The sequence below is a fragment of the Pseudomonas sp. 22189 genome (assembly GCF_052045635.1).
Classification (GTDB): Bacteria; Pseudomonadota; Gammaproteobacteria; order Pseudomonadales; family Pseudomonadaceae; genus Aquipseudomonas; species Aquipseudomonas parakoreensis.
This window is the reverse complement of record NZ_JBQEPG010000009.1, coordinates 54,703-79,201: the sequence shown is the minus strand read 5'-3', so window position 1 is coordinate 79,201 and position 24,499 is coordinate 54,703. Positions and strand designations below refer to the sequence as shown.

Here is a 24,499-nt window from a genome sequence, read left to right as displayed (position 1 = left end):
AGGGCGGCAAGCATCTGGTGGCTTATCTGGTGCTGGAACAGGCGCAAGCGAACGAACAGTGGCAGCAAGAGGTCAAGGCGTGGCTGCTCGGCAGTCTGCCGGAGTTCATGGTGCCGACCTACCTGATCACCCTCGACAAATTGCCGGTCACCGCCAACGGCAAGCTCGACCGCAAGGCCTTGCCGCAACCGGATGCCGCGCCGCAACAGGCGTTCGTGGCGCCACAGGACGCCATGCAGAAAGCCCTCGCGGCGATCTGGGAAGCTGTGCTCGGCCTCCACCGCGTTGGCCTCGACGACAACTTCTTCGAGCTGGGCGGCGATTCGATCATCTCGATTCAAGTGGTCAGCCGTGCGCGGCAGGCCGGGATCCGCATCAGCCCGCGTGACCTGTTCCAGTACCAGACGGTGCGCAGTCTGGCGCTGGTCGCGAGCCACGATCATCTGTCTTCGGTGGATCAGGGGCCGGTGACGGGCGACGCTGTGCTCGGGCCGATCCAGCAGGATTTCTTCAGCCGGGCGATGCCGGTGCGCGAGCACTGGAACCAGTCGTTGCTGCTGACCCCGCGTGAGGCATTGAACGCGCAATGGTTCGATGCCGCGCTGACCCACCTGATCAATCACCACGACGCCTTGCGCCTGCGTTTTGTCGAAGGCAGCGAAGGCTGGCAGCAAAGCCACGGCCCGCTGCTGACGGGCGCTGAGCTGTGGCAACGCGATGCCGAATCTGCCGAACAGTTGCAGGCGCTGTGCAACGAAGCTCAGCGCAGCCTCGACCTGCAAAACGGCCCGTTGCTGCGCGCGTTGCTGGTGACGATGGCCGACGGCTCGCAACGACTGGCACTGATCATTCATCACCTCGCAGTCGATGGCGTTTCCTGGCGGGTGCTGCTGGAAGATCTGCAGCAGGCTTACGAGCAGCTCGCGGCGGGCGGCGGCATTCAGCTGCCGGCGAAGACCAGCGCATTCCAGAGTTGGACCGCGCGTCTGGCGCAGGACGCATCGCGCTTCGATGACCAATTGAGCTATTGGAAAGCCCAGCATCAGGGCGCCGAGGATCTGCCGTGCGACCGCCCGGATGGCAGCCTGCACAATTTGCATGGCGAGAAAATCGAATGGCGCCTCGACGCCGAGCGCACCCGCCAGTTGCTGCAACAGGCGCCCGCCGCCTATCGCACCCAGGTCAACGATCTGTTGCTCACCGCACTGGCGCGCACCATCAGCCGCTGGAGCCAGCAGCCGGGCACGTTGATCGAACTGGAAGGGCATGGCCGCGAAGACCTGTTCGATGACATTGACCTGACCCGCACCGTGGGCTGGTTCACCAGCCTGTTCGCGGTCAACCTGACTGCGAGCGAGGATCTCGACGGTTCGATCAAGGCGATCAAGGAGCAACTGCGCGCGGTGCCGGACAAAGGTCTGGGTTACGGCGTGCTACGGCATCTGGCCGCGCCGTCGGTGCGTGCTGAATTGGCCGGGTTGCCGCAACCGCGCATCACCTTCAACTACCTCGGCCAGTTTGACCGCCAGTTCGACGAGGCGGCGCTGTTCGTGCCGGCTGTTGAAACCAGCGGTGTGGCGCAGGATCCGTCGGCGCCGCTGGGCAACTGGCTGACCGTGGAAGGTCAGGTGTATGGCGGCGAACTGTCGATGAGCTGGGGCTTCAGCCGCGAGATGTTCGACAGCGCCACGGTGCAGCACCTGGTCGATCAATACGCCAGCGAATTGCAGGCGCTGATCGAACACTGCTGCACGCTACCCATTGCGCAAGCGACGCCGTCGGACTTCCCGCTGGCTCGGGTAACCCAGACGCAACTGGATGCGCTGCCGGTGCCGGCCGGTCAGCTCGATGATGTCTATCCGCTGTCGCCGATGCAGCAGGGTTTGCTGTTCCATACCCTTTACGAGCAAGCGGCGGGTGAGTACATCAACCAATTGCGCGTTGACGTGCAGGGCCTTGACCCTGAGCGTTTCCGCGCCGCGTGGCAGGCCACCGTCGCTGCGCAGGACATTCTGCGCAGCGGTTTCGTCTGGCAGGGCGAACTGGCGCAACCGCTGCAGATCGTCCATAAGCAGGTGCAGTTGCCATTCAGCATCTTCGACTGGCGCGAGCGCGACGATCAGCCGGCAGCCCTCGCGGCGCTGGCCGATGGTGAACGTCAGCAAGGGTTCGATTTGAGCCATGCACCGTTGCTGCGTCTGGTGCTGGTGCAGACCGCTGCCGAGCAATGGCACCTGATCTACACCCATCACCACATCCTGATGGACGGCTGGAGCAACTCGCAGTTGCTCGGCGAAGTGTTGCAGCGCTACAGCGGTCGCACCCCGGCCCATGGCGGCGGACGGTATCGCGATTACATCGCCTGGCTGCAACGTCAGGACGCGCAACTCAGTCAGGACTTCTGGGGCGCTCAGTTGGCCGCGCTGCAAGAGCCGACCCGACTGGCTCGCGCCACTACCGGCGGCGAAGGCGACAGCGGCCACGGCGACCATTACCTGACGCTGGACGTGCCGCGCACCCAGGCGCTGGAAGCGTTCGCCCGGCAGCAGAAAGTCACCGTCAACACCCTCGTGCAAGCCGCGTGGCTGCTGTTGCTGCAACGCTACACCGGTCACGAAACGGTGGTGTTCGGTGCGACGGTGGCCGGGCGTCCGGCGGATTTGCCGGGCATCGAGCAACAGGTCGGCCTGTTCATCAACACCCTGCCGGTGATCGGCGCGCCGCGTCCGGATCAAAGCGTTGACCAATGGCTGCAAGCGGTGCAGGCGCAAAACCTCAGCCTGCGCGACTTCGAACACACGCCGCTGGCGGACATCCAGCGCTGGGCCGGGCAGGGCGGGGAAGCGCTGTTCGACAATATTCTGGTGTTCGAAAACTACCCGGTCGCCCAGGCGCTGAGCCAGGCCGGGCAAGGCCTGCAGTTCGGTGATGTCGGCAACCTGGAGCAGACCCACTATGCCCTTAGCGTGGCGGTCACCCTCGGTCAGCAACTGGCGCTGCACTACAGCTTCGACCGCAGCCAGTTTGCCGGTGAAGTGATCGAAGGCATCAGTGCCCATCTGTTGCAATTGCTTGAGCAGTTTGCGCTGTCGGCCGAGCGCAACCTTGGCGAAATCGCTCTGGCCAGCGCTGACGAGCATGCCCGCCAGCAAGCCGAGAACCAGCCGCAGCCTTACCCGGTGGAGATCGCTGTGCATCAGCGCATTGCTGCGCTGGCGGCCGAGCGCCCGCAGCGCACTGCAGTGATCTTCAACGGTCAGCACTTCAGTTATGGCGAGATCGAGCAGCGTGCCAATCAACTGGCTCACGCGCTGATCGCCCGCGGTGTCGGCGCCGAGACTCGGGTCGGAGTGGCCCTGCCACGCAGCGAGGCGGTGATCGTCGCGCTGCTGGCGGTGCTCAAGGCCGGCGGTGCCTATGTGCCGCTGGACACCAGTTATCCGCGTGAACGCCTGGCCTATCTGATCGAGGATTCAGGGCTGGCACTGTTGCTCAGCGATTCATCGGTGTCGGCGCAATTGCCGGTCGGCGAATCGGTGCCGTTGCTGGAGCTGGATCGTCTCGACCTGCGCGAGTTGCCGAGCACGGCGCCTCAGGTGGCAGTCGATCCGCATAACCTCGCGTACGTGATCTACACCTCCGGTTCCACCGGCAATCCGAAAGGCGTCAGCGTTGCCCACGGCCCACTGGCGATGCATTGCCAGGCCATCGGTCAGCGCTACGAAATGCGCGACAGCGACTGCGAATTCCACTTCATGTCGTTCGCCTTCGACGGCGCCCACGAACGCTGGCTGACCAGCCTGACCCACGGGGCTTCGCTGCTGATTCGCGACGACACGCTGTGGACGCCGGAGCAGACCTACAACGCGATGATCGAACACGGCGTGAGCGTGGTTGCGTTCCCGCCGGTGTACCTGCAACAACTGGCCGAACACGCCGAGCGTGTCGGCAATCCGCCGAAGGTGCGGATCTATTGCTTCGGCGGCGATGCGGTGCCAAACGCCAGTTTCGAACGGGTCAAACGCGCGCTCGATCCGGACTACATCATCAACGGCTACGGCCCGACGGAAACCGTGGTCACGCCATTGATCTGGAAGGCTGGCCGTGAAGAGCCATGCGGTGCCGCTTACGCGCCGATCGGCAGCCGGATCGGCGACCGCAGCGCCTACGTGCTCGACGCCGATCTGAACCTGCTGCCACAAGGCATGGCCGGTGAGCTGTACCTCGGTGGTACCGGGTTGGCGCGGGGTTATCTGAACCGTCCGGGGCTGACTGCTGAGCGTTTTGTCGCCGACTCGTTCAGCGCAAATGGCGGCTTGCTGTATCGCACCGGTGACCTGGTGCGCCAGCGCGTCGACGGCACCTTTGACTATCTGGATCGCATCGACAATCAGGTGAAGATTCGCGGGTTCCGTATCGAGCTGGGCGAAGTCGAAGCGGCGCTGCAAGCCCTCGACGGCGTGCGTGAAGCGGTGGTCGTGGCGCAGGAAGGCAGCGCCGGCAGTGGCAAGCGCCTGGTGGCCTACGTGGTCGGCGATTCGGCCCGTGCCGAGTTCACCGAAGACCTGCGCGCGCAGCTCAAGGCCAGCCTGCCGGCGCACATGGTGCCGGCGTATGTCCTGCGTCTTGAGCGCATGCCGCTGACGCCGAACGGCAAGCTCGATCGCAAGAACCTGCCGAAACCGGATGTCAGCCAACTGCAACAAACCTATGTCGCCCCACAGAGCGCGCTGGAGCAGCAACTGGCGGCGATCTGGCAAGACGTGCTCAAGCTTGAGCAGGTCGGCGTCAGCGACAACTTTTTCGAACTGGGTGGCGACTCGATCATCTCGATTCAGGTGGTTAGCCGGGCGCGGCAGGCCGGGATTCGCTTCAGCCCCAAAGACCTGTTCCAGCACCAGACCATTCAGGCCCTGGCCACGGTCGCGCAGACCGGCGAGGCGGTGCAGCCCATCGATCAGCACGCGCAAACCGGCGAAACCGCGCTGCTGCCGATTCATCAGGCATTCTTCGCCGAAGCGATTCCCGACCGTCACCACTGGAACCAGTCGGTGATGCTCAAGCCGACGCAGGCGTTGGATGCTCAGGTACTGGAGCAGGCGCTGGATGCGTTGGTCGTTCAGCACGACAGTTTGCGTCTGGACTTTGTCGAGCAGGCCGCGGGCTGGTCGGCGCATTACCGTGACGTTGCCACGCAAGCGGGGGAAACCATCCTCTGGCAGGTTGAGGTCGCTGATCTCGCCGCCCTTGAGGCACTGGGCAACAAGGCCCAGCGCAGTCTGCAACTGAGCGGCGGTTCGCTGATCCGCGCGGTGCTGGCGAACCTGGCTGATGGCAGTCAGCGCCTGCTGCTGATCGTCCATCACCTGGTGGTCGATGGCGTGTCGTGGCGGATTCTGTTTGAAGACCTGCAAAACGCTTATCGCCAGCTCCTCGCAGGTAAGCCTGTGCAATTGCCGGCCAAGACCAGTGCAGTCAAAGCCTGGGCGGCAGCGTTGCAGGACTACGCCACAACGCCTGCGTTGCAGGCCGAACTGGGCTTCTGGCAGCAGCAGTTGCAGGGCGCTTCGGCGGCTTTGCCTTACGACCGTCCGCAGGGTGGTCAGCAACACGATCAGGCGCTGACCCTGCGCCGCAAACTCGATCAGACCCTGACCCGTCAGTTGTTGCAGGAAGCCCCGGCGGCCTATCGCACCCAGGTCAACGACCTGTTGCTGACCGCGTTGGCGCGGGTGCTGGTGCGCTGGACCGGGGACGACAATGCCCTGGTATTGCTTGAGGGTCATGGTCGCGAAGACCTGTTCGAACACATCGATCTGACCCGCACCGTGGGCTGGTTCACCAGCGTATTCCCGGCACGCCTGGCACCGGCCGCCGAGCTCGGCGCGTCGCTCAAGCAGATCAAGGAACAACTGCGGGCGATCCCCTACAAGGGCATTGGCTTCGGCGCACTCGCACACCTCGGTGATGAGCCGACACGTACCGCCCTGCAAGCCTTGCCGGCGCCGCGCCTGACCTTCAACTATCTTGGCCAGTTCGACGGCAGCTTCGACGCTGCCAGCGATGCCCTGTTCGTGCCGACCAGCGAGTCCGGCGGCGCAGAGGTCAACCTGCAAGGGCCACTGGGCAATCCGCTGGCGCTCAACAGCAAGGTGTTCGGCGGCGAGCTGGACCTGAGCTGGACCTACAGCGGTGCGATGTTCGACACCGCCACCATCCAGCGTCTGGCCGACGATTATGTGCAGGAACTGACCGCGCTGATCGGCCACTGCTGCGACAGTGCCAACCGTGGCGTGACGCCGTCGGACTTCCCGCTGGCGCAACTGTCGCAAGCGCAACTGGATGCGCTGGTGCTGGAGCCGCAAGGCATCGACGACATCTATCCGCTGTCGCCGATGCAGCAGGGCATGCTGTTCCACACCTTGCTCGAACACGGCAATGGCGACTACATCAACCAGATGCGCCTGGACGTCGACGGCGTCGATCCGCAACGCTTCCGCGCAGCGTGGCAGTCGGCGGTGGATGCGCATGACATCTTGCGCAGCGGTTTCTTCTGGCAAGGCGATCTGCCGCAACCGGTGCAAGTGGTGCAGCGTCAGGTCGAGGTGCCGTTCAGCGTGCTCGACTGGCACGACAGAACTGATCTGGAGGCAGCGCTGCAAACCCTCGCCGATGAGGAGCGCGCCCTGGGTCTGGATCTGAGTTGCGCACCGCTGATGCGTCTGGTGCTGGTGCGCACTGCAGCCGAGCGTTATCACTTGATCTACACCAACCATCACATCCTGATGGACGGCTGGAGCAGCGCGCAGTTGCTCGGCGAAGTGTTGCAGCACTACAGCGGCGAAGCGGTCGCCCGTGGCGCAGGTCGCTACCGCGATTACATCGCCTGGCTGCAACGTCAGGATGGCGCGGCGGCGCAAGCCTACTGGCGGGCGACGCTGGGCAATCTGCAGGAACCGACGCGCCTGGCCAATGCCATCGCACGGCCGCACGCCGGTTTGCCGAGCGTGGGTTACGGCGATCATTACCAGGTGCTCGACGCTGAGCTGAGCCAGCGCCTGGGCGAGTTTGCCCGGGCCGCGAAAGTCACCGTCAACACCGTGGTGCAAGCGGCGTGGCTGCTGCTGTTGCAGCGCTACACCGGCAAGGATTGCGTGGCGTTCGGCGCCACCGTCGCCGGGCGTTCGGCGGAGCTACCGGGGGCCGAAGCGCAGATCGGCCTGTTCATCAACACGCTGCCGGTGATCGCTGCGCCGTCCGCGCAGCAGAGCGTGATCGCCTGGCTGCAAGCGGTGCAGGCGCAGAACCTCGCCTCGCGCGAGTTCGAACACACGCCGCTGGCGGACATTCAGCGCTGGGCCGGGCAGGGCGGCGACGCGCTGTTCGACAGCCTGATGGTGTTCGAGAACTACCCGATCGGCGAGGCGCTGGAACGCGGTGCGCCGCAAGGTCTGCGCTTCGGTGCGGTGGCCAATCAGGAGCAGACCAACTATCCGCTGACCCTGCTGGTGAACATGGGTGCGCAACTGTCGGTGCATTTCAGTTACCAGCGCGACAGCTTCGCGGCAGCCAGCGTGGCGCAGTTGGGCGCGCATCTGCAGCGTCTGCTGAGCCAGATGGCGGATGGCGGCGAACGCACGCTCAGCGAACTGAACCTTATCGAACACCGCCCGCCGGTGAACAGCGATTTCGCCACCGAGCAGTGCATCCATCAAGCCATCGCCCGTCAGGTGGCGGCGACCCCGGATGCCTTGGCGGTGACCTTCGCCCATACGCAACTGAGCTACGCTGAACTGGACGCTCAAGCCAACCGTCTGGCGCACAAACTGCTTGAGCTGGGTGTCGGCCCGGAAGTGCGCGTGGGCGTGGCAATGCCGCGTTCCGAGCAGTTGCTGGTCGCCTTGCTCGCGGTGCTCAAGGCCGGTGGCGCCTATGTGCCGCTGGACCCGGATTACCCGGCGGATCGCGTGGCTTACATGCTCGAGGATAGCCGCGCGCGGGTGTTGCTCACCGAGCAGGCGGTTGCCGCGACCCTGAGTGTGCCGGGCGATACGCAAGTGCTGCTGATGGATCAGCTTTCGTTGAGCGATTATCCGAGCAGCGCGCCGCAAACATCGGTCGCTCCAGACAACCTCGCCTACGTGATCTACACCTCAGGTTCCACCGGCAAGCCGAAAGGCGTGGCGATTGCCCATCGCAACGTCATGGCGCTGATCGACTGGTCGGCCAAGGTCTACCGCCGCGACGACATCCAAGGCGTACTGGCCTCGACGTCGGTGTGCTTTGACCTGTCGGTGTGGGAGCTGTTTGTCACTTTGGCCAACGGTGGCTCGCTGATCATCGCGCGCAATGCGCTGGAGCTGCCGCACTTGCCGGCGCGCGATCAGGTGCGCCTGATCAACACCGTGCCATCGGCGATCGCCGCGCTGCAACGTGCCGGGCAGATTCCGCCAAGCGTGCGCATCATCAACCTGGCGGGTGAGCCGCTGAAACAAGCGCTGGTGGAGGCGTTGTATCAGCAGTCGACGGTCGAGCACGTCTACGACCTGTACGGCCCGTCGGAAGACACCACCTATTCGACCTGGACCCGCCGCAGCGCCGGTGGTCAGGCACGGATCGGGCGTGCGCTCGATTACAGCGCCAGCCATCTGCTGGATGCCGATCTGCACGCGGTTCCGCAGGGCGTTTCGGCCGAGCTGTACCTGTCCGGCGCCGGCATCACGCGCGGTTATCTGGGGCGTGCGGCGATGACCGCCGAGCGCTTCGTACCGAATCCTTTTGTCGGCAGCGGCGAGCGCCTGTACCGCACCGGCGACCTGATTCGAGAGCGCGAAGCGGGCGAGCTGGAGTACATGGGCCGGATCGACCATCAGGTGAAAATTCGTGGATTCCGCATCGAACTGGGGGAGATCGAGGCGCGATTGCTCGCCCAGCCGACCGTCAGCGAAGCGGCGGTGCTGGCCGTCGACAGCGACACCGGGGCGCAACTGGTGGCGTATGTGGTCGCTCCGCAACTGGAGATGCACGACGGGGACGCGCAGCGGCAACTGCGCGAGGGACTAAAGACTGGCCTCAAGTCTTCGTTACCTGACTACATGATTCCCGCGCACCTGCTGTTCCTTGAGCAGTTGCCACTGACCCCCAACGGCAAACTCGACCGCAAGGCCCTGCCGGCGGTCGATGCCAGCCAGATGCAGGCCGCGTATGTCGCGCCGCACAGTGAGCTTGAGCAGCAGGTCGCGGCGATCTGGCAGCAAGTGCTCGAAGTGCAACGCATCGGCTTGAACGATCACTTCTTCGAACTCGGCGGGCACTCGCTGCTGGCGGTCAACGTGGTGTCGCGCATGGCTCTGGAACTGGGCCTGACGCTGACCCCGCAACTGTTATTCCAGCACCCCGTCCTGAGCGATTTTGTCGCTCGACTCGATACAGGAGGCGGGGCAATCAACGAACAGAAACTGAGCAAGCTGGAAGCCCTGCTTGACGATATGGAGGAAGTCTGATGGACAAGAGTGTTGCTTTGAGGGTAGCCAAGCGCTTTATCACTCTGCCGCTGGACAAACGTAAGCTGTACCTGGAAAAGATGCTCGAAGAGGGCGTCTCTCCGGCCAACCTGCCGATCCCGGAAACACGTTCCGGGTTTGCGGCGATTCCTCTGTCGTACGCTCAGGAACGTCAACTGTTCCTCTGGCAAATGGACCCGCACAGCACCGCGTATCACATCCCCAGCGCCTTGCGCCTCAAGGGTCGGCTGGATGTGGCAGCGCTGCAACGCAGCTTCAACGCGGTGGCGGCGCGTCACGAAAGCCTGCGCACCACTTTCGCCGAGCAGGGTGAAAGCTTTTGCCAGGTGATTCATCTGCAGCTGCCGCTGAGCATCAGCCTGACGGCATTGCCGGAGGGCCTCGACGCCGCCGGGGAAGACGCCGCGATCAAGGCCTTCGTCGAGAGCGAAACCGCACGCCCGTTCAATTTGCAGCAGGGCCCGCTGCTGCGGGTGGCGCTGCTGAAAGTGGCGGAAGATGACCATGTGCTGGTGCTGATCCAGCACCACATCATCGCCGATGGCTGGTCGATCAAAGTCCTGGTCAACGAGCTGATCGAGCATTACGCCGCCGACACCGCCGGGCAGCCGCTGAGCCTGCCGGAACTGGAAGTGCAATACGCCGACTACGCGATCTGGCAGCGCCACTGGCTGGAAGCGGGCGAGCGCGAGCGCCAGTTGGCCTACTGGGTCAAGACCCTGGGCGGCGAGCAGCCGGTGCTGGAACTGCCGATCGATTTCCCGCGTCCGGCCGTGCAAAGCCTGCGCGGTGCGCGGCTGGAACTGAACCTGCCGGCAGACCTCGGCGACGCCCTCAAACAGCTGGCGCAGCGCGAAGGTGCGAGCCTGTTCATGCTGCTGCTGGCGTCGTTTCAGGCGCTGCTGCATCGCTACAGCGGTCAGGCGCAGATTCGCGTCGGGGTGCCGACCGCCAACCGTAACCGGGTCGAGACCGAAGGCCTGATCGGCTTCTTCGTCAACACGCAAGTGCTGAATGCCGAAGTCAGCGGGCAATTGCCGTTCAACCAGTTGCTGGCTCAGGTCAAGCAGGCGGCGATGGATGCGCAGGCCCATCAGGATCTGCCGTTCGAGCAACTGATCGAAGCGCTGCAACCGGAGCGCAGCCTGAGCCACAGCCCGGTGTTCCAGGTGATGTTCAACCACCAGACCAGTCGCGATCAGGGCCGCAGCGCCGCGCAGTTACCGCAACTGAGTGTCGAGGACGTGCAGTGGGAAGGGCGCACCGCGCAGTTCGACCTGACGCTGAATACCTACGAGTCCAGCGACGGCTTTGCCGCCGAGCTGACCTACGCCACCGATCTGTTCAAAGCTGAAACCGTCGAGCGTCTGGCGCGTCACTGGCAGAACCTGCTGCGTGGCATCGTCGCCGCGCCGAGCCAGCGCGTCGGCGAATTGCCGTTGCTGGAAAGCGCCGAACACGGCGTGCTGTTGCAGGACTGGTTGCGCAGCGCCGACCGCACTGCGCAAGCCGAATGCGTGCAGCAGGATTTCTCCCGGCGTGCACAGCAAACGCCGCAGGCCACGGCCCTGATCATCGGCGAAGACGTGCTGAGCTACGCCGAGCTGGATGCCCGCTCCAATCAACTGGCGCACAAGCTGATCGAGGCCGGTGTCGGCCCGGATCAACTGGTCGGTATCGCCGTCGAGCGCAGCGTGGAAATGATCGTCGGCCTGCTGGCGATCCTCAAGGCTGGCGGTGCTTATGTGCCGCTGGATCCGGCGTATCCGCAGGATCGTCTGGCCTACATGATCGAGGATAGCGGCCTGCAATTGCTGCTGACCCAAAGCCATTTGCAGACGCAGCTGCCGATCCCGCCGGGTGTGCAAACGCTGCTGCTGGATCAACCTCGCGAGTGGCTGGCGGCTTATCCACAGAGCGCGCCGGACGTTGCAGTCAATGGCGAGCATCTGGCCTACACGATCTACACCTCCGGTTCCACCGGCAAACCCAAAGGCGTGATGGTGCGCCACGCGGCGCTGAGCAACTTTGTCGCGAGCATGATCAAGCAGCCGGGCATCGTGGCCGCCGATCGCATGCTGTCGCTGACCACCTTCTCGTTCGATATCTTCGGCCTGGAAATCTACGCTCCATTGCTGGCCGGCGCCTGTGTAGTGCTGACTGGCAAGGACGTGCATCAAGACCCGCAAGCGGTGCTCGAACTGATTGAGCGTCACGCCGTGACGGCGCTGCAAGCCACGCCCTCGACCTGGCGCATGCTGCTGGACAATGAACAGGCGCCCATCCTGGCGGGCTGCACGTTCCTCTGTGGCGGTGAAGCGCTGCCGCAGGAACTGGCGCAACGCATGCTGGCGCTGACGCCGAGGGTGTGGAACCTCTACGGCCCGACCGAAACCACCATCTGGTCGGCGCAACACGCCTTGAGTGCGGACAACAGCCGTCCGTTCCTCGGCACGCCGATCGACAACACCGCGTTGTACATCCTCGGCAGCGACCTGGAGCTCAATCCGCTCGGCGCCCCGGGGGAATTGCTGATCGGCGGCGACGGCCTCGCTCGTGGTTACTTCCAGCGCCCGAGCCTGACTGCCGAACGCTTTGTCCCGGATCCCTTTTCGACAACCGGCGCGCGTCTGTACCGCACCGGCGACCTGACCCGTTACCGCGCCGAAGGCGTGATCGAGTACATCGGGCGGATTGACCATCAGGTGAAAATCCGTGGTTTCCGGATTGAACTCGGTGAGATCGAAGCGCGTTTGCTCGCCCTCGGTAGCGTGCGCGAAACCGTGGTAGTCGCTCAGGACGGCCCGACCGGACCGCAACTGGTCGGCTATGTGGTGCCGACCGCCGACGCTTTTGATGAAGGCGAACTGCGCGCCGCATTGAAAGCCAGTCTCAAGGCCGAGCTGCCGGAATACATGGTGCCGGCGCACCTGTTGTTCCTCGCGCAACTGCCACTGACGCCGAACGGCAAAGTCGACCGCAAAGCCTTGCCGGCCCCCGACGCCAGCCAGCTGCAATCGACTTACCTCCCGCCGCAAACCGCCACTCAGCACAGCGTTGCCGAGATCTGGCAGGCGGTGCTCAAGCTCGATCGCGTAGGCCTGAGTGACAATTTCTTCGAACTGGGCGGCCACTCATTGCTGGTCACGCAGGTGGTCTCGCGCGTCCGTCAGGCACTGAACGTTCAAGTACCGCTGCGCACCTTGTTCGAACACAGCACGCTGGAAGACTTTGTCGCCGCGCTGGGTGTCGATCAGGCGCATCGGGAGCCGCCGATTGTTGCCTTGCCACGCCAGCAACCGCTGGCGCTGTCCTATGCTCAGGAACGTCAATGGTTCCTCTGGCAACTGGAGCCGACCAGCACCGCTTATCACGTGCCGGCGGCGTTGCGTCTGCGCGGTGAGCTGGATCTGCCGGCGTTGCAGCGCAGCTTCGACGCGCTGATCGAACGCCACGAATCGCTGCGCACCTGCTTCGTCGAACAACAGGGGCAGACCCTGCAAGTGATCCAGGCTCACGGCACGCTCGACCTGCAGGTGCAGGACGTGGCGGTGGAGCTCGACGAGGCGGCGCTGCACCTGCAGGTCGCCGCCGAAACCCTGCACCTGTTCAATCTGCAGCAAGGCCCGTTGCTGCGGGTCAAACTGCTGCGTCTGGCCGCCGATGACCACGCGCTGGTCATCACCCTGCATCACATCGTCGCCGACGGCTGGTCGATGAATGTCATGGTCGATGAGCTGGTGGCGTTGTATGCCGCCTACAGCCAAGGCCAGAACGTGCAATTGCCGGCGCTGCCGGTGCAATACGCCGACTACGCCGCGTGGCAGAAACAGTGGATGGACGCCGGTGAACGCGAGCGGCAATTGAGCTACTGGACCGCACAACTCGGCGATGGCGATCAACCGCTGCTGGAGCTGCCGACCGACCGTCCGCGTCCAGCCGAGCAGAGCTATCGTGGCGCCCGTCGCGAGATCCCGCTGAGCCTCGAACTGGCCACCGCGCTCAAGCACCTGGCGCAGCGCGAGAACGTCACGCTGTTTGCGCTGTTGCTGGCGTCGTTCCAGACCTTGCTGCATCGCTACAGCGGTCAGGCCGATATCCGCGTCGGGGTGCCGGTGGCCAACCGCAACCGGGTCGAGACCGAAGGCCTGATCGGTTTCTTCGTCAACACCCAGGTACTCAAGGCCGAGTTCGACAGTCAGCAGACGTTCCGCAGCCTGCTGCAGCAAGTGAAAAATACCGTGCTCGGTGCCCAGGCGCATCAGGATCTGCCGTTCGAGCAACTGGTCGACGCGCTGCAACCGGAGCGCAGCCTCAGCCACAGCCCATTGTTCCAAGTGATGCACAACCACCAGAGCCAGGTGCGTCAGGCGCAGGGCGCCACGCGGCTGCCAAAGCTGGCGATTGAAGGCTTGCCTTGGGCGTCCAATACAGCGCAGTTCGACCTGACCCTAAACACCTTTGAATCGAGCGACAACGTCTGGGCCGAGCTGACCTATGCCACCGACCTGTTCGACGTCGAGACCATCGAACGCCTGGCGCAACACTGGACCCATCTGCTGCAAGGCATCGTTGCCGACAGCGCTCAGCGCATCGCCGAACTGCCACTGCATGACGCCGCCGAACGCGCGGCAACCTTGCAGCAGTGGAACCCGGCCATCCGCGATTTCCCGAGCGAGCAGTGCCTGCATCAACGGATCGAACATCAAGCCGCCCGCGCCCCGCAAGCGATTGCCGTGAGCTGTGCCGGGCAGTCCCTGAGCTACGGCGAGCTGAACAGTCGCGCCAACCAGTTGGCCCACAAGCTGATTGCCAGCGGTGTCGGCCCGGACGTGCGCGTCGGTCTGGCGGTGGAGCGCAGCCTCGACATGCTGGTCGGCCTGCTGGCGATCCTCAAGGCCGGCGGCGCCTATGTGCCGTTGGACCCGACGTATCCGGAAGAACGCCTGAGCTACATGATCGGCGACAGCGGCATCGCCTTGCTGCTGACCCAGAGTCATCTGCTGGGTCGTCTGCCGGTGCCGGATTCGCTGCGCAGCCTGATGCTCGATCAGGAACGTGACGGTCTGGAAGGCTACAGCGACAGCAATCCGCAGGTGCGCATGAGCCCGGACAACCTGGCTTACGTGATCTACACCTCCGGTTCTACCGGTCAGCCGAAGGGTACGTTGCTGGCCCATCGCAACGTGTTGCGCCTGTTCGAGGCCACTGTTGCGTGGTTCGATTTCGGCGCCACGGATGTCTGGAGCCTGTTCCATTCCTACGCCTTCGACTTCTCGGTGTGGGAGATTTTCGGGGCGCTGCTGTATGGCGGCAAACTGCTGATGGTGCCTTACGAGGTCAGCCGCTCGCCGGAAGATTTCTTCGCCTTGCTCTGCCGCGAAGGCATCACCGTGCTCAATCAGACGCCGTCGGCGTTCAAGCAATTGATGCAAGTGGCCTGCGCCCCGCAGCATGCGGCGCAAGCACTGGCGCTGCGTTACGTGGTGTTCGGCGGCGAGGCGCTGGAGGTCAAGAGCCTGCGTCCGTGGTTCGAGCGTTTCGGCGATCAGACACCGCAACTGATCAACATGTACGGCATCACCGAAACCACCGTGCACGTGACCTACCGACCGATTTCGCTGGCCGACTTGCAGCGTGATGCCAGCAGTCCGATTGGCGAACCGATCCCGGACCTGTCCTGGTACTTGCTCGACGGTGACCTGAATCCGGTCGCCAAAGGCTGCATCGGTGAGCTGTACGTCGGTCGTGCCGGCCTGGCTCGCGGTTACCTGAACCGCGCGGATCTGACCAGTCTGCGCTTCATTCCCGACCCGTTCGCCGCCGATGGCGGGCGTCTGTACCGTACCGGTGACCTGGCGCGCTATCGCGCCGACGGCGTGATCGAATACATCGGCCGGATCGACCATCAGGTGAAGATTCGCGGGTTCCGTATCGAACTCGGCGAGATCGAAGCGCAACTGCTGGAACAGGCAGCGGTGCGCCAGGCCGTGGTGCTGGCCCAGCCGGGCCTCAGTGGTCAGCAACTGGTGGCGTATCTGGTGCCAGGCGACGCCGCGCTGCTCGACGCAAGCCCGGCCGAACAGGCGCTGTGGCGTGACAGCGTGCGCGCCGAACTCAAGGCCAATCTGCCGGATCACATGGTCCCGGCGCACCTGTTGCTGCTGGCGCAATTGCCGTTGACCGCCAACGGCAAACTCAACCGCAATGCCTTGCCGTCACCGGACGCCAGCCAGGCGCAGCAGACCTATCAGGCGCCGCAAAGCGCGATGGAGCAGGGTCTGGCCGCGATCTGGCAGGACGTGCTGAAGCTGCCGCAAGTCGGCATCCACGACAATTTCTTCGAATTGGGCGGCGACTCGATCATCTCGATCCAGGTGGTCAGCCGTGCCCGTCAGGCCGGCATTCGCCTCAATCCCAAAGACCTGTTCCAGCACCAGACCGTACAGCGTCTGGCACTGGTCGCGCAGTGGGGTGGCGACGAATCGACCATTGATCAGCAAGCCGCGAGTGGTGCGGCGTTGCTGCTGCCGATCCAGCAGCAATTCTTCGCCGACGAGATTCCGCAGCGTCATCACTGGAACCAGTCGGTGCTGCTGCAACCGCGGCAGACGCTGGACGCTGAGAAAATCGAGCAAGTGTTGCGCGCACTGGTGGCTCATCACGATGCCTTGCGCCTGAGCTTCACCCAGCGCGATGGCGTGTGGCAGGCCGAGCACCGCGCGGTCGAGGCGCTACCGCAGAACCTGCTCTGGCAGGAAGGCGTTGCTGATGCCGCCGCCCTTGAAGCCTTGGGTAATCGCGCCCAGCGCAGCCTCGATCTGCAACACGGGCCGCTGCTGCGTGCGGTGCTGGCAACTCTGGCCGATGGCACGCAGCGGTTGCAGTTGGTGATTCATCACCTAGCGGTGGACGGCGTGTCGTGGCGGATTCTGCTGGAGGACCTGCAAAACGCTTATCAGCAGCTGCTCAACGATCAGCCATTGAGCCTGCCGTCCCGGACCAGTGCCTTCAAGGACTGGGGCGAGCACTTGCAGCGCTACGCCAACAGCCCGGCGTTGCAGGCCGAACTGGATTATTGGCAGGCCTGCCTGAGCGATGTGAGTACCGATCTGCCATGCAAACGCGTTGACGCCAGCCAGGACAATCGTCTGGCCCAGACCGTACAAACCCGCCTCGGCACCGAGCTGACCCGGCAACTGTTGCAAGAGGCCCCGGCCGCGTACCGCACCCAGGTCAACGATCTGTTGCTGACGGCATTGGCGCGGGTCATCGGCCGCTGGAGCGGGCAGGCATCGACGCTGATCCAGCTCGAAGGCCATGGCCGCGAAGAACTGTTCAACGGCGTCGATCTGACCCGCACGGTGGGCTGGTTCACCAGCCTGTTCCCGGTGCGCCTGACACCGGCAGACACGCTTGGCGAGTCGATCAAGCAGATCAAGGAACAACTGCGCTCGATCCCCAACAAGGGCATCGGTTTCGGTGCCTTGCGTTACCTCGGTGATGCCGGAGCGCAGCAGCGCCTGCAGGCCTTGCCGAGCCCGCGCATCACCTTCAACTACCTCGGGCAGTTCGACGGCAGTTTCGCCGGCGATGACGCTGCGCTGTTCGTGCCGTCGCCGGACAACGCCGGCCTTGATCAGAGCCCGGAGGCGCCGCTGGGCAACTGGTTGACCCTCAACGGTCAAGTGTATGGCGGCGAGCTGCGGGTGGGCTGGACGTTCAGCCGCGAGCGTTTTGACAGCGCGGTGATCGAAGCACTGGCCGCAGATTACGCCGCAGAACTCGCAGCGTTGATCGGCCATTGCCTGACCCCGGGCGTCGAAGGCCTGACCCCGTCGGACTTCCCGCTGGCCGGCCTGACGCAGGCGCAGCTCGACCAGTTACCGCTGGCGCCACGCCAGGTCGCCGATGTGTATCCGCTGTCGGCGATGCAGCAGGGCATGTTGTTCCACAGCCTCTACGAGCAGGCCACCGGCGATTACATCAACCAGGTCCGGCTCGATGTCGAAGGCCTCGATCCGCAACGCTTCCAGCACGCCTGGCAAGCAGCAGTGGACAACCACGACATCCTGCGCAGCAGTTTTGTCTGGCAGGGTGAACTGGCGCGTCCGGTGCAGGTGGTGCACAAGCAGCTGGACATGCCGTTCCGCGTGCTCGACTGGCGTGATCGCGACGCTTGCCAGAGCGATCTGAATGCACTGGCGGCTGCCGAACAGGCGCAAGGTTTCGACCTGAGCCAGGGGCCGCTGTTGCGTATGGTCGTGGTGCGGCTGGACGAGCAGCGCTGCCACTTGATCTACACCAACCACCACATCCTGATGGACGGCTGGAGCAACTCGCAGTTGCTCGGCGAAGTCCTGCAACGCTACAGCGGGGTTGCCCAACCGCCACTGGCCGGGCGTTATCGCGATTACATCGAATGGCTGCAGCGCCAGGACGTGCAGGCCAGCGAACGTTACTGGACCGCGCAACTGGCTGACTTGCAAGCGCCGACCTTGCTCGCACAAGCGTTGCAGGCGCAGCGCGGCGATGCACCGCGTGACGGTCATGGCGAACATTTCTGCGTGCTCGACGCTGAACAGACGCGGCGTCTGGGCGAGTTCGCGCGCCAGCAGAAAGTCACCCTCAACACGCTGATTCAAGCGGCATGGCTGCTGCTGTTGCAGCGCCTGACCGGCCAGCCGTGTGTGGCGTTCGGTGCCACGGTGGCGGGGCGTCCGGCTGAACTCAAAGGGGTCGAGCAGCAGATCGGTCTGTTCATCAACACCTTGCCGGTCATCGCCAGCCCGCAGTCCTCATCGAGCGTTGGCGAATGGTTGCAGAGCGTGCAGGCGCAGAACCTGGCCTTGCGTGAGCATGAGCACACCCCGCTGTTCGATATTCAACGCTGGGCCGAGCGCAACGGTGAGGCGCTGTTCGACAACATTCTGGTGTTCGAGAACTACCCGGTGTCCGAGGCACTGGCGCAGGGCGCACCGCAAGAACTGCGCTTCGGTGAAATCCACAATCACGAGCAGACCAACTACCCGCTGACACTGCTGGTGCACTTGAGCGACGAATTGTCGATGCACTTCAGCTACCAGTGCGAAAGCTTTGCCGCGCACAGCGTGATGCAACTGGCCGGGTATCTGCAGCGCTTGCTCGGGCAGATGAGCGAGTCGGGGCAGCGTTCGCTTAGCGAGCTGAACCTGATTGAACATAGCCCTCAGGTGAACAGCGATTTCGTCACCGAGCAGTGCATCCATCAGGCCATCGCCCGTCAGGTGGCGGCGACCCCGGATGCCTTGGCGGTGACCTTTGCCAATACGAAGTTGACCTACGCCGAACTGGACGCGCAGGCCAACCGTCTGGCGCACAAACTGCTCGAGCTGGGCGTCGGCCCGGAAGTGCGCGTGGGCGTGGCGATGCCGCGTTCCGAGCAGTTGCTCATTGCCTTGCTCGCGGTGCTCAAGGCTGGCGGTGCGTATGTGCCGCTGGATCCGGACTACCCGGCGGATCGCGTGGCCTACATGCTCGAAGACAGTCGGGCGCGGGTGTTGCTCACCGAACATGCAGTCGCGGCGACCCTGAGCGTGCCGGGCGATACCCAAGTGCTGCTGATGGATCAGGTTTCGTTGAGCGATTATTCGGCTGTTGCACCACAGACCACAGTGCAGCCCGATAACCTCGCCTACGTGATTTACACCTCTGGTTCCACCGGCAAGCCGAAAGGCGTGGCGATTGCCCATCGCAACGTCATGGCGCTGATCGACTGGTCCGCCAAGGTCTTCAGCCGCGACGACATCCAAGGCGTGCTGGCCTCGACGTCGGTGTGCTTCGACCTGTCGGTCTGGGAGCTGTTTGTCACTCTCGCCAACGGTGGTTCGCTGATCATCGCCCGTAATGCCTTGGAGCTGCCGCACCTGCCGGCCCGCGATCAGGTGCGCCTGATCAACACCGTGCCGTCGGCGATTGCCGCGCTGCAGCGTTCCGGGCAGATTCCGTCGAGCGTGCGCATCATCAATCTGGCGGGTGAACCGCTGAAGCAAGCGCTGGTGGAGGCGCTGTATCAGCAGCCGACGGTCGAGCATGTTTACGACCTGTATGGCCCGTCGGAAGACACCACCTACTCGACCTGGACCCGCCGCAGTGCCGGTGGTCAGGCGCGGATCGGGCGTGCGCTCGAGCACAGCGCCAGCCATCTGCTGGATGCCGATCTACACGCGGTGCCGCAGGGCGTTTCGGCGGAGCTGTACCTGTCCGGCGCCGGCATCACGCGCGGTTATCTGGGGCGTGCGGCGATGACCGCCGAGCGCTTCGTGCCGAATCCTATCGGCGGCAACGGCGAGCGCCTGTACCGCACCGGCGACCTGATTCGTCAGCGCGAGGAGGGCGAGCTGGAGTACATGGGCCGGATCGACCATCAGGTGAAAATTCGCGGCTTGCGTATCGAGCTGGGCGAAATTGAAGCGCGTCTGCTGGCGCATGCCGCCGTGCGTGAAGCGGTGGTCGTCGCCAGCGAAGTGTCGGGCAGTCAGCAACTGATTGCCTATCTGGTGCCGAGCGATTCGGCGATCATCGACGCCAACGCCGAACAACAGGCCGAACTGCAGCAAAGCCTCGGCAACTGGCTGGGCACAACCCTGCCGGATTACATGGTGCCGAGCCATCGCCTGTGGCTGGCGCAGTTGCCGCTGACCCCCAACGGCAAGATCGACCGCAAGCGCCTGCCGGCACTGGAACTCAGCGCCGCGCAGTTGCATGTCGAACCGGCGAATGCCACTGAGCAGGCGCTGGTGCAGATCTGGAAAGAGGTATTGGGCCTTGAGCAGGTCAGCACCCACGACAGTTTCTTTGCCTTGGGCGGCGATTCGATCATCTCGATTCAAGTGGTCAGTCGGGCCCGTCAGCAAGGGCTGGAGCTGAGCCCAAAAGACCTGTTCCAACAACCGACCATCCAACAATTGGCCCTGTGCGTGCAGGCTGCCGAAGGGCGTGTGGCGCCGGAGCCGGCGCTGATCGACCTGCCGCTGCACGGCTTGAGCGAGGCGCAAGTGGCGCAACTGCCACTGCCGGCCGGGCAACTGGACGGGCTCTATCGCTTGTCGCCGATGCAGCAGGGCATGCTGTTTCTCGGCCTGAATTCGCCGGAATCCGATCTCTACGTCAACCAGTTGAGCGTTCCGGTGCAGGGCCTTGAGCCGCTGCGTCTGCAAGCCGCGTGGGAAACCGTCAGTCGTCGCCACGATATTTTGCGCACCGGTTTCCTTTGGCAGGACATGGCCGAGCCGCTGCAATTCGTACTCGCCGATCCGCAGTTGCCGTTCAGCCTGCTTGACTGGCGTGAGCAGGATCATTCGGCCGAAGCCTTGCAAGGTCTGGCGGATGCCGAGCGGGCCAAGGGCTTCGACCTTGACCAGCCACCGCTGCAACGGCTGACGCTGGTGCAAGTCGGCGAGCACAGCTATCAACTGATCTGGACCTACCACCACATTCTGATCGACGGCTGGAGCAGTTCGCAGTTGATCGGTGAAGTGCTGAGCCAGTATTCCGGACGACCACTGGCCGACGCGGTGCCGTATCGCGGTTACATCAACTGGCTGCAACAGCAGGACGCGAACGCCAGCGAAGGTTTCTGGCGTCAGCACCTGAGCCTGCTTGACGAACCGACCTATCTGGCGGACGCGGTGACGCGTACCGGCAGCGGTCGCGGTCACCAGGCGCTGTACAGCCGTCTGGGCGAGGCCCGCACCGAGCAGTTGAAAGCCTTTGCCCAGTCGCAGCAGGTCACCCTCAACACTTTGGTGCAGGGCGCGTGGCTGGTGCTGCTCAGCCGGTACAGCGGCCAGCGTTGCGTAGCGTTCGGCGCCACGGTGGCGGGGCGTCCGGCGAGTCTGCCAGCGTCAGAATCGATCCTCGGCCTGTTCATCAACACCTTGCCGGTGATCAAGGACGTGCCGGCCGAGCAGGCCGTGGGCGCCTGGTTGCGCGAGTTGCAGGATTTCAACCTGGAACTGCGCGAGCGCGAGTACACGCCGCTGACCGACGTCCAGCGTTGGGGCGGGCGTGCCGGGCAGTCGCTGTTCGACAGCATCATCGTGTTCGAGAACCACCCGATCGATCAGGCGCTGCGCGAGTGGCGCGATGATTCGCTGAAGTTTGGCGAGATCAATAACTCGGGCCTGACCAACTTCCCGATGGACCTGATGGTCACCCTCGAAGACGGGCTGGTGATCGAGTACATGTTCCTGCGCGAACATTTTGATCTGGCGACCGTGGAAGGCATTCGCAGCAACATGGAAGGCCTGCTCACCGCACTGGTTCAGGACGCCGGGCAGGCGCTGGGATGCATTGGTCTGCCGACCGGGCAAGTCGCGCCCGCGCCGGAGGTTGTCGCGCAAGCGCAGACCACGCTGGTGCACCAGCGCATTGCCGGTTGGGCCGCACAGCGTGCCGAACAAACCGCCGTGATCTTCAATGAGCAAGCCTTCAGCTACGGGCAGATCGACGCGCGGGCCAATCGTCTGGCGCATGCGCTGATCGCCGAAGGTGTCGGTCCGGAAGTGCGGGTCGGTGTGGCCCTGCCACGCAGCGAAAACATGATCGTCGCGCTGTTGGCGGTGCTCAAGGCCGGTGGCGCCTATGTGCCGCTGGACGCGACCTATCCGCGCGAACGCTTGAGTTATCTGATGCACGATTCGGGCATCGCCTTGCTGCTCAGCGACTCGAGTCTGCGTCAGGTACTGCCGACCCAGGCCAACCTGCAGGTGCTGGAACTCGATCAGCTGGACCTGCGCACTCAGCCGCAGTCGGCACCGCAAGTGGCGGTACAGCCGGGCAACCTGGCCTACGTGATCTACACCTCCGGCTCCACGGGGCAGCCGAAAGGTGTCGGCGTGGCGCACGGGCCGCTGGCGATGCACTGCCAGGCGATTGGCCAGCGTTACGAAATGAGCGCGGCCGATTGCGAATTGCACTTCATGTCGTTCGCCTTCGACGGCGCGCATGAGCGCTGGCTGACCACCCTGACGCATGGCGCTCGTTTGCTGATTCGCGACGATAATCTGTGGACGGCCGAACAAACCTTTGATGCCTTGCATCAGCATGGCGTGAGCGTGGCCGCGTTCCCGCCGGTGTACCTGCAGCAACTGGCCGAACACGCCGAACAGCACGGCAATCCGCCGCCGGTACGGATCTACTGCTTCGGCGGGGATGCGGTGCCGGTGGCGAGTTTCGAACTGGCCAAACGCGCACTGCAACCGCAGTACATCATCAACGGCTATGGCCCGACCGAAACGGTGGTCACGCCGCTGATCTGGAAGGCCGCGGTCGACGATCAATGCGGCGCGGCCTATGCGCCAATCGGCAGCGTGGTTGGCGAGCGCACGGGTTATGTACTCGACAGCGACCTCAATCCGCTGCCGGCCGGCATTGCCGGTGAGTTGTACCTGGGTGGTGCGTTGGCGCGCGGTTATCTGGGACGCGCCGGTGGCACCGCCGAACGGTTCGTTGCCAACCCGTTCAGCGCCGACGGCAGTCGCCTGTACCGCACCGGCGACCTGGTGCGCCAGCGTGCCGACGGCACTGTCGACTATCTCGGGCGGATCGACCATCAGGTGAAAATCCGTGGTTTCCGCATCGAGCTGGGGGAAATCGAAGCGCGCCTCAAACAGCAGCCGGGCGTGCGTGACGCCGCCGTGGTGGCCCGCGAGGGCGTCAGCGGCAAGCAACTGCTCGGCTATGTACTGGCCGCTGCCGAGACGCCGGCCGACGGTTTGGGCGAACGTCTGCGCGAGCAACTCAAGGCCAGCCTGCCGGATTACATGGTGCCGGCGCACCTGATGGTGCTTGAGCGCATGCCGCTGACGCCGAACGGCAAGCTCGACCGCAAGGCCCTGCCGAATCCGGACGCCGAACAGCGTCTGGCCTACGTCGAGCCGCGCACCGAGCTGGAAAAAGCCCTGGCGAAGATCTGGCAGGAGGTGCTGAAAATCGAACGGGTCGGGCTCAGCGACAACTTCTTCGAACTGGGTGGCGACTCGATCCTCAGCCTGCAAGTGGTGGCCCGCAGCCGCGTGCTCAAGGCTCAGGGCCTGAGCCTGAAACTGCGCGATCTGATGCAGAAACCGAGCATCGGCGAACTGGTAGCGAGTGTTCAGGGCACGGCGGAAAAAGCCTCCGGGTTGCTGGCGATGAACGCCGAGGTCACGGGCGTGGCGCCGTTGTTCTGCCTCCACGCCGGCTTCGGCACGGTGTTCGACTACGAGCCGCTGGCGCGGCGCTTGAGCGGTCGGCGCCAGGTGTTGGCGATTCAGTCGCGGATGCTGCTGGATCCGGCGTTCAACGACACCTCGCTGCAGGAAATGGCCAGTGATTACCTGGCGCAGATTCGCCAGAAACAGCCGCAGGGGCCGTATCACCTGCTCGGCTGGTCGCTGGGCGGTACGCTGGCGATGTTGATCGCCGCGCAACTGGAGCAGGCCGGGCAACAGGTCAAGTTTGTCGGGCTGGTCGACAGCTTCGTGCCGTCGGCGGCGGTCGACGCCGGGGCGGTCGATGACTGGCAAGCCGACCTGCGCGACTTCCTGCAGGTGACGCTGCCGGACGCCGCACCGGGCTTGTCCATCGACGGTGAGGAAACGCCGCACAACCTGCGTGCGCTGTTCAAGCGTGCCATGAGTGCCAAGCGCGGGGCGTCGACTTACGTGGCGCTGGGCGCCGAAGAACTGGCGCATGTGTTCAGCGTGGCGCGCCGGCTCAAGCAGTTGTCGCTCAAGCTTGAGCGCTGTGCGCCGCTGACCGTCAATCCGACGTGCTGGTGGACCTTGGGTCGCGAAGCCGAGGCACTGGAGCTGGCGGCGCAACTCGACCAGCCGGGCATGGGCGGCGAATGGCTGGATTGCGGGCACTTCCAGATCCCGCGCGATGAAACTTTCCTGTCCGAGGCTGAAGAAATGCTCGGCCAGATCGTTGAATCAGTAGTCATGTCCTGA

The 24,499-nt window shown here is 64.2% G+C and carries 2 protein-coding genes (1 of these 2 cut by a window edge); both read left to right on the top strand.

Annotated features, from left to right (window positions below):
• A protein-coding gene (locus ACTJKS_RS11605; RefSeq protein ID WP_108182194.1) for a non-ribosomal peptide synthetase crosses the window boundary here: on the top strand, positions 1-9,503 show its 3' portion. The gene continues 2,818 nt to the left of window position 1, outside the view; the window shows 9,503 of its 12,321 coding nt (coding positions 2,819-12,321); the start codon falls outside the window, past its left edge; its stop codon occupies positions 9,501-9,503.
• A complete protein-coding gene (locus ACTJKS_RS11600; RefSeq protein WP_262949066.1) occupies positions 9,503-24,499 on the top strand; it encodes a non-ribosomal peptide synthase/polyketide synthase in 14,997 nt (4,998 codons plus the stop codon). Before ACTJKS_RS11605 ends, ACTJKS_RS11600 begins: the two co-directional genes overlap by 1 nt.

Bases quoted from the DNA above. Each gene is read 5' to 3' on its own strand.
- ACTJKS_RS11600 (WP_262949066.1), top strand. From the start codon at position 9,503: ATGGACAAGAGTGTTGCTTTGAGGGTAGCCAAGCGCTTTATCACTCTG.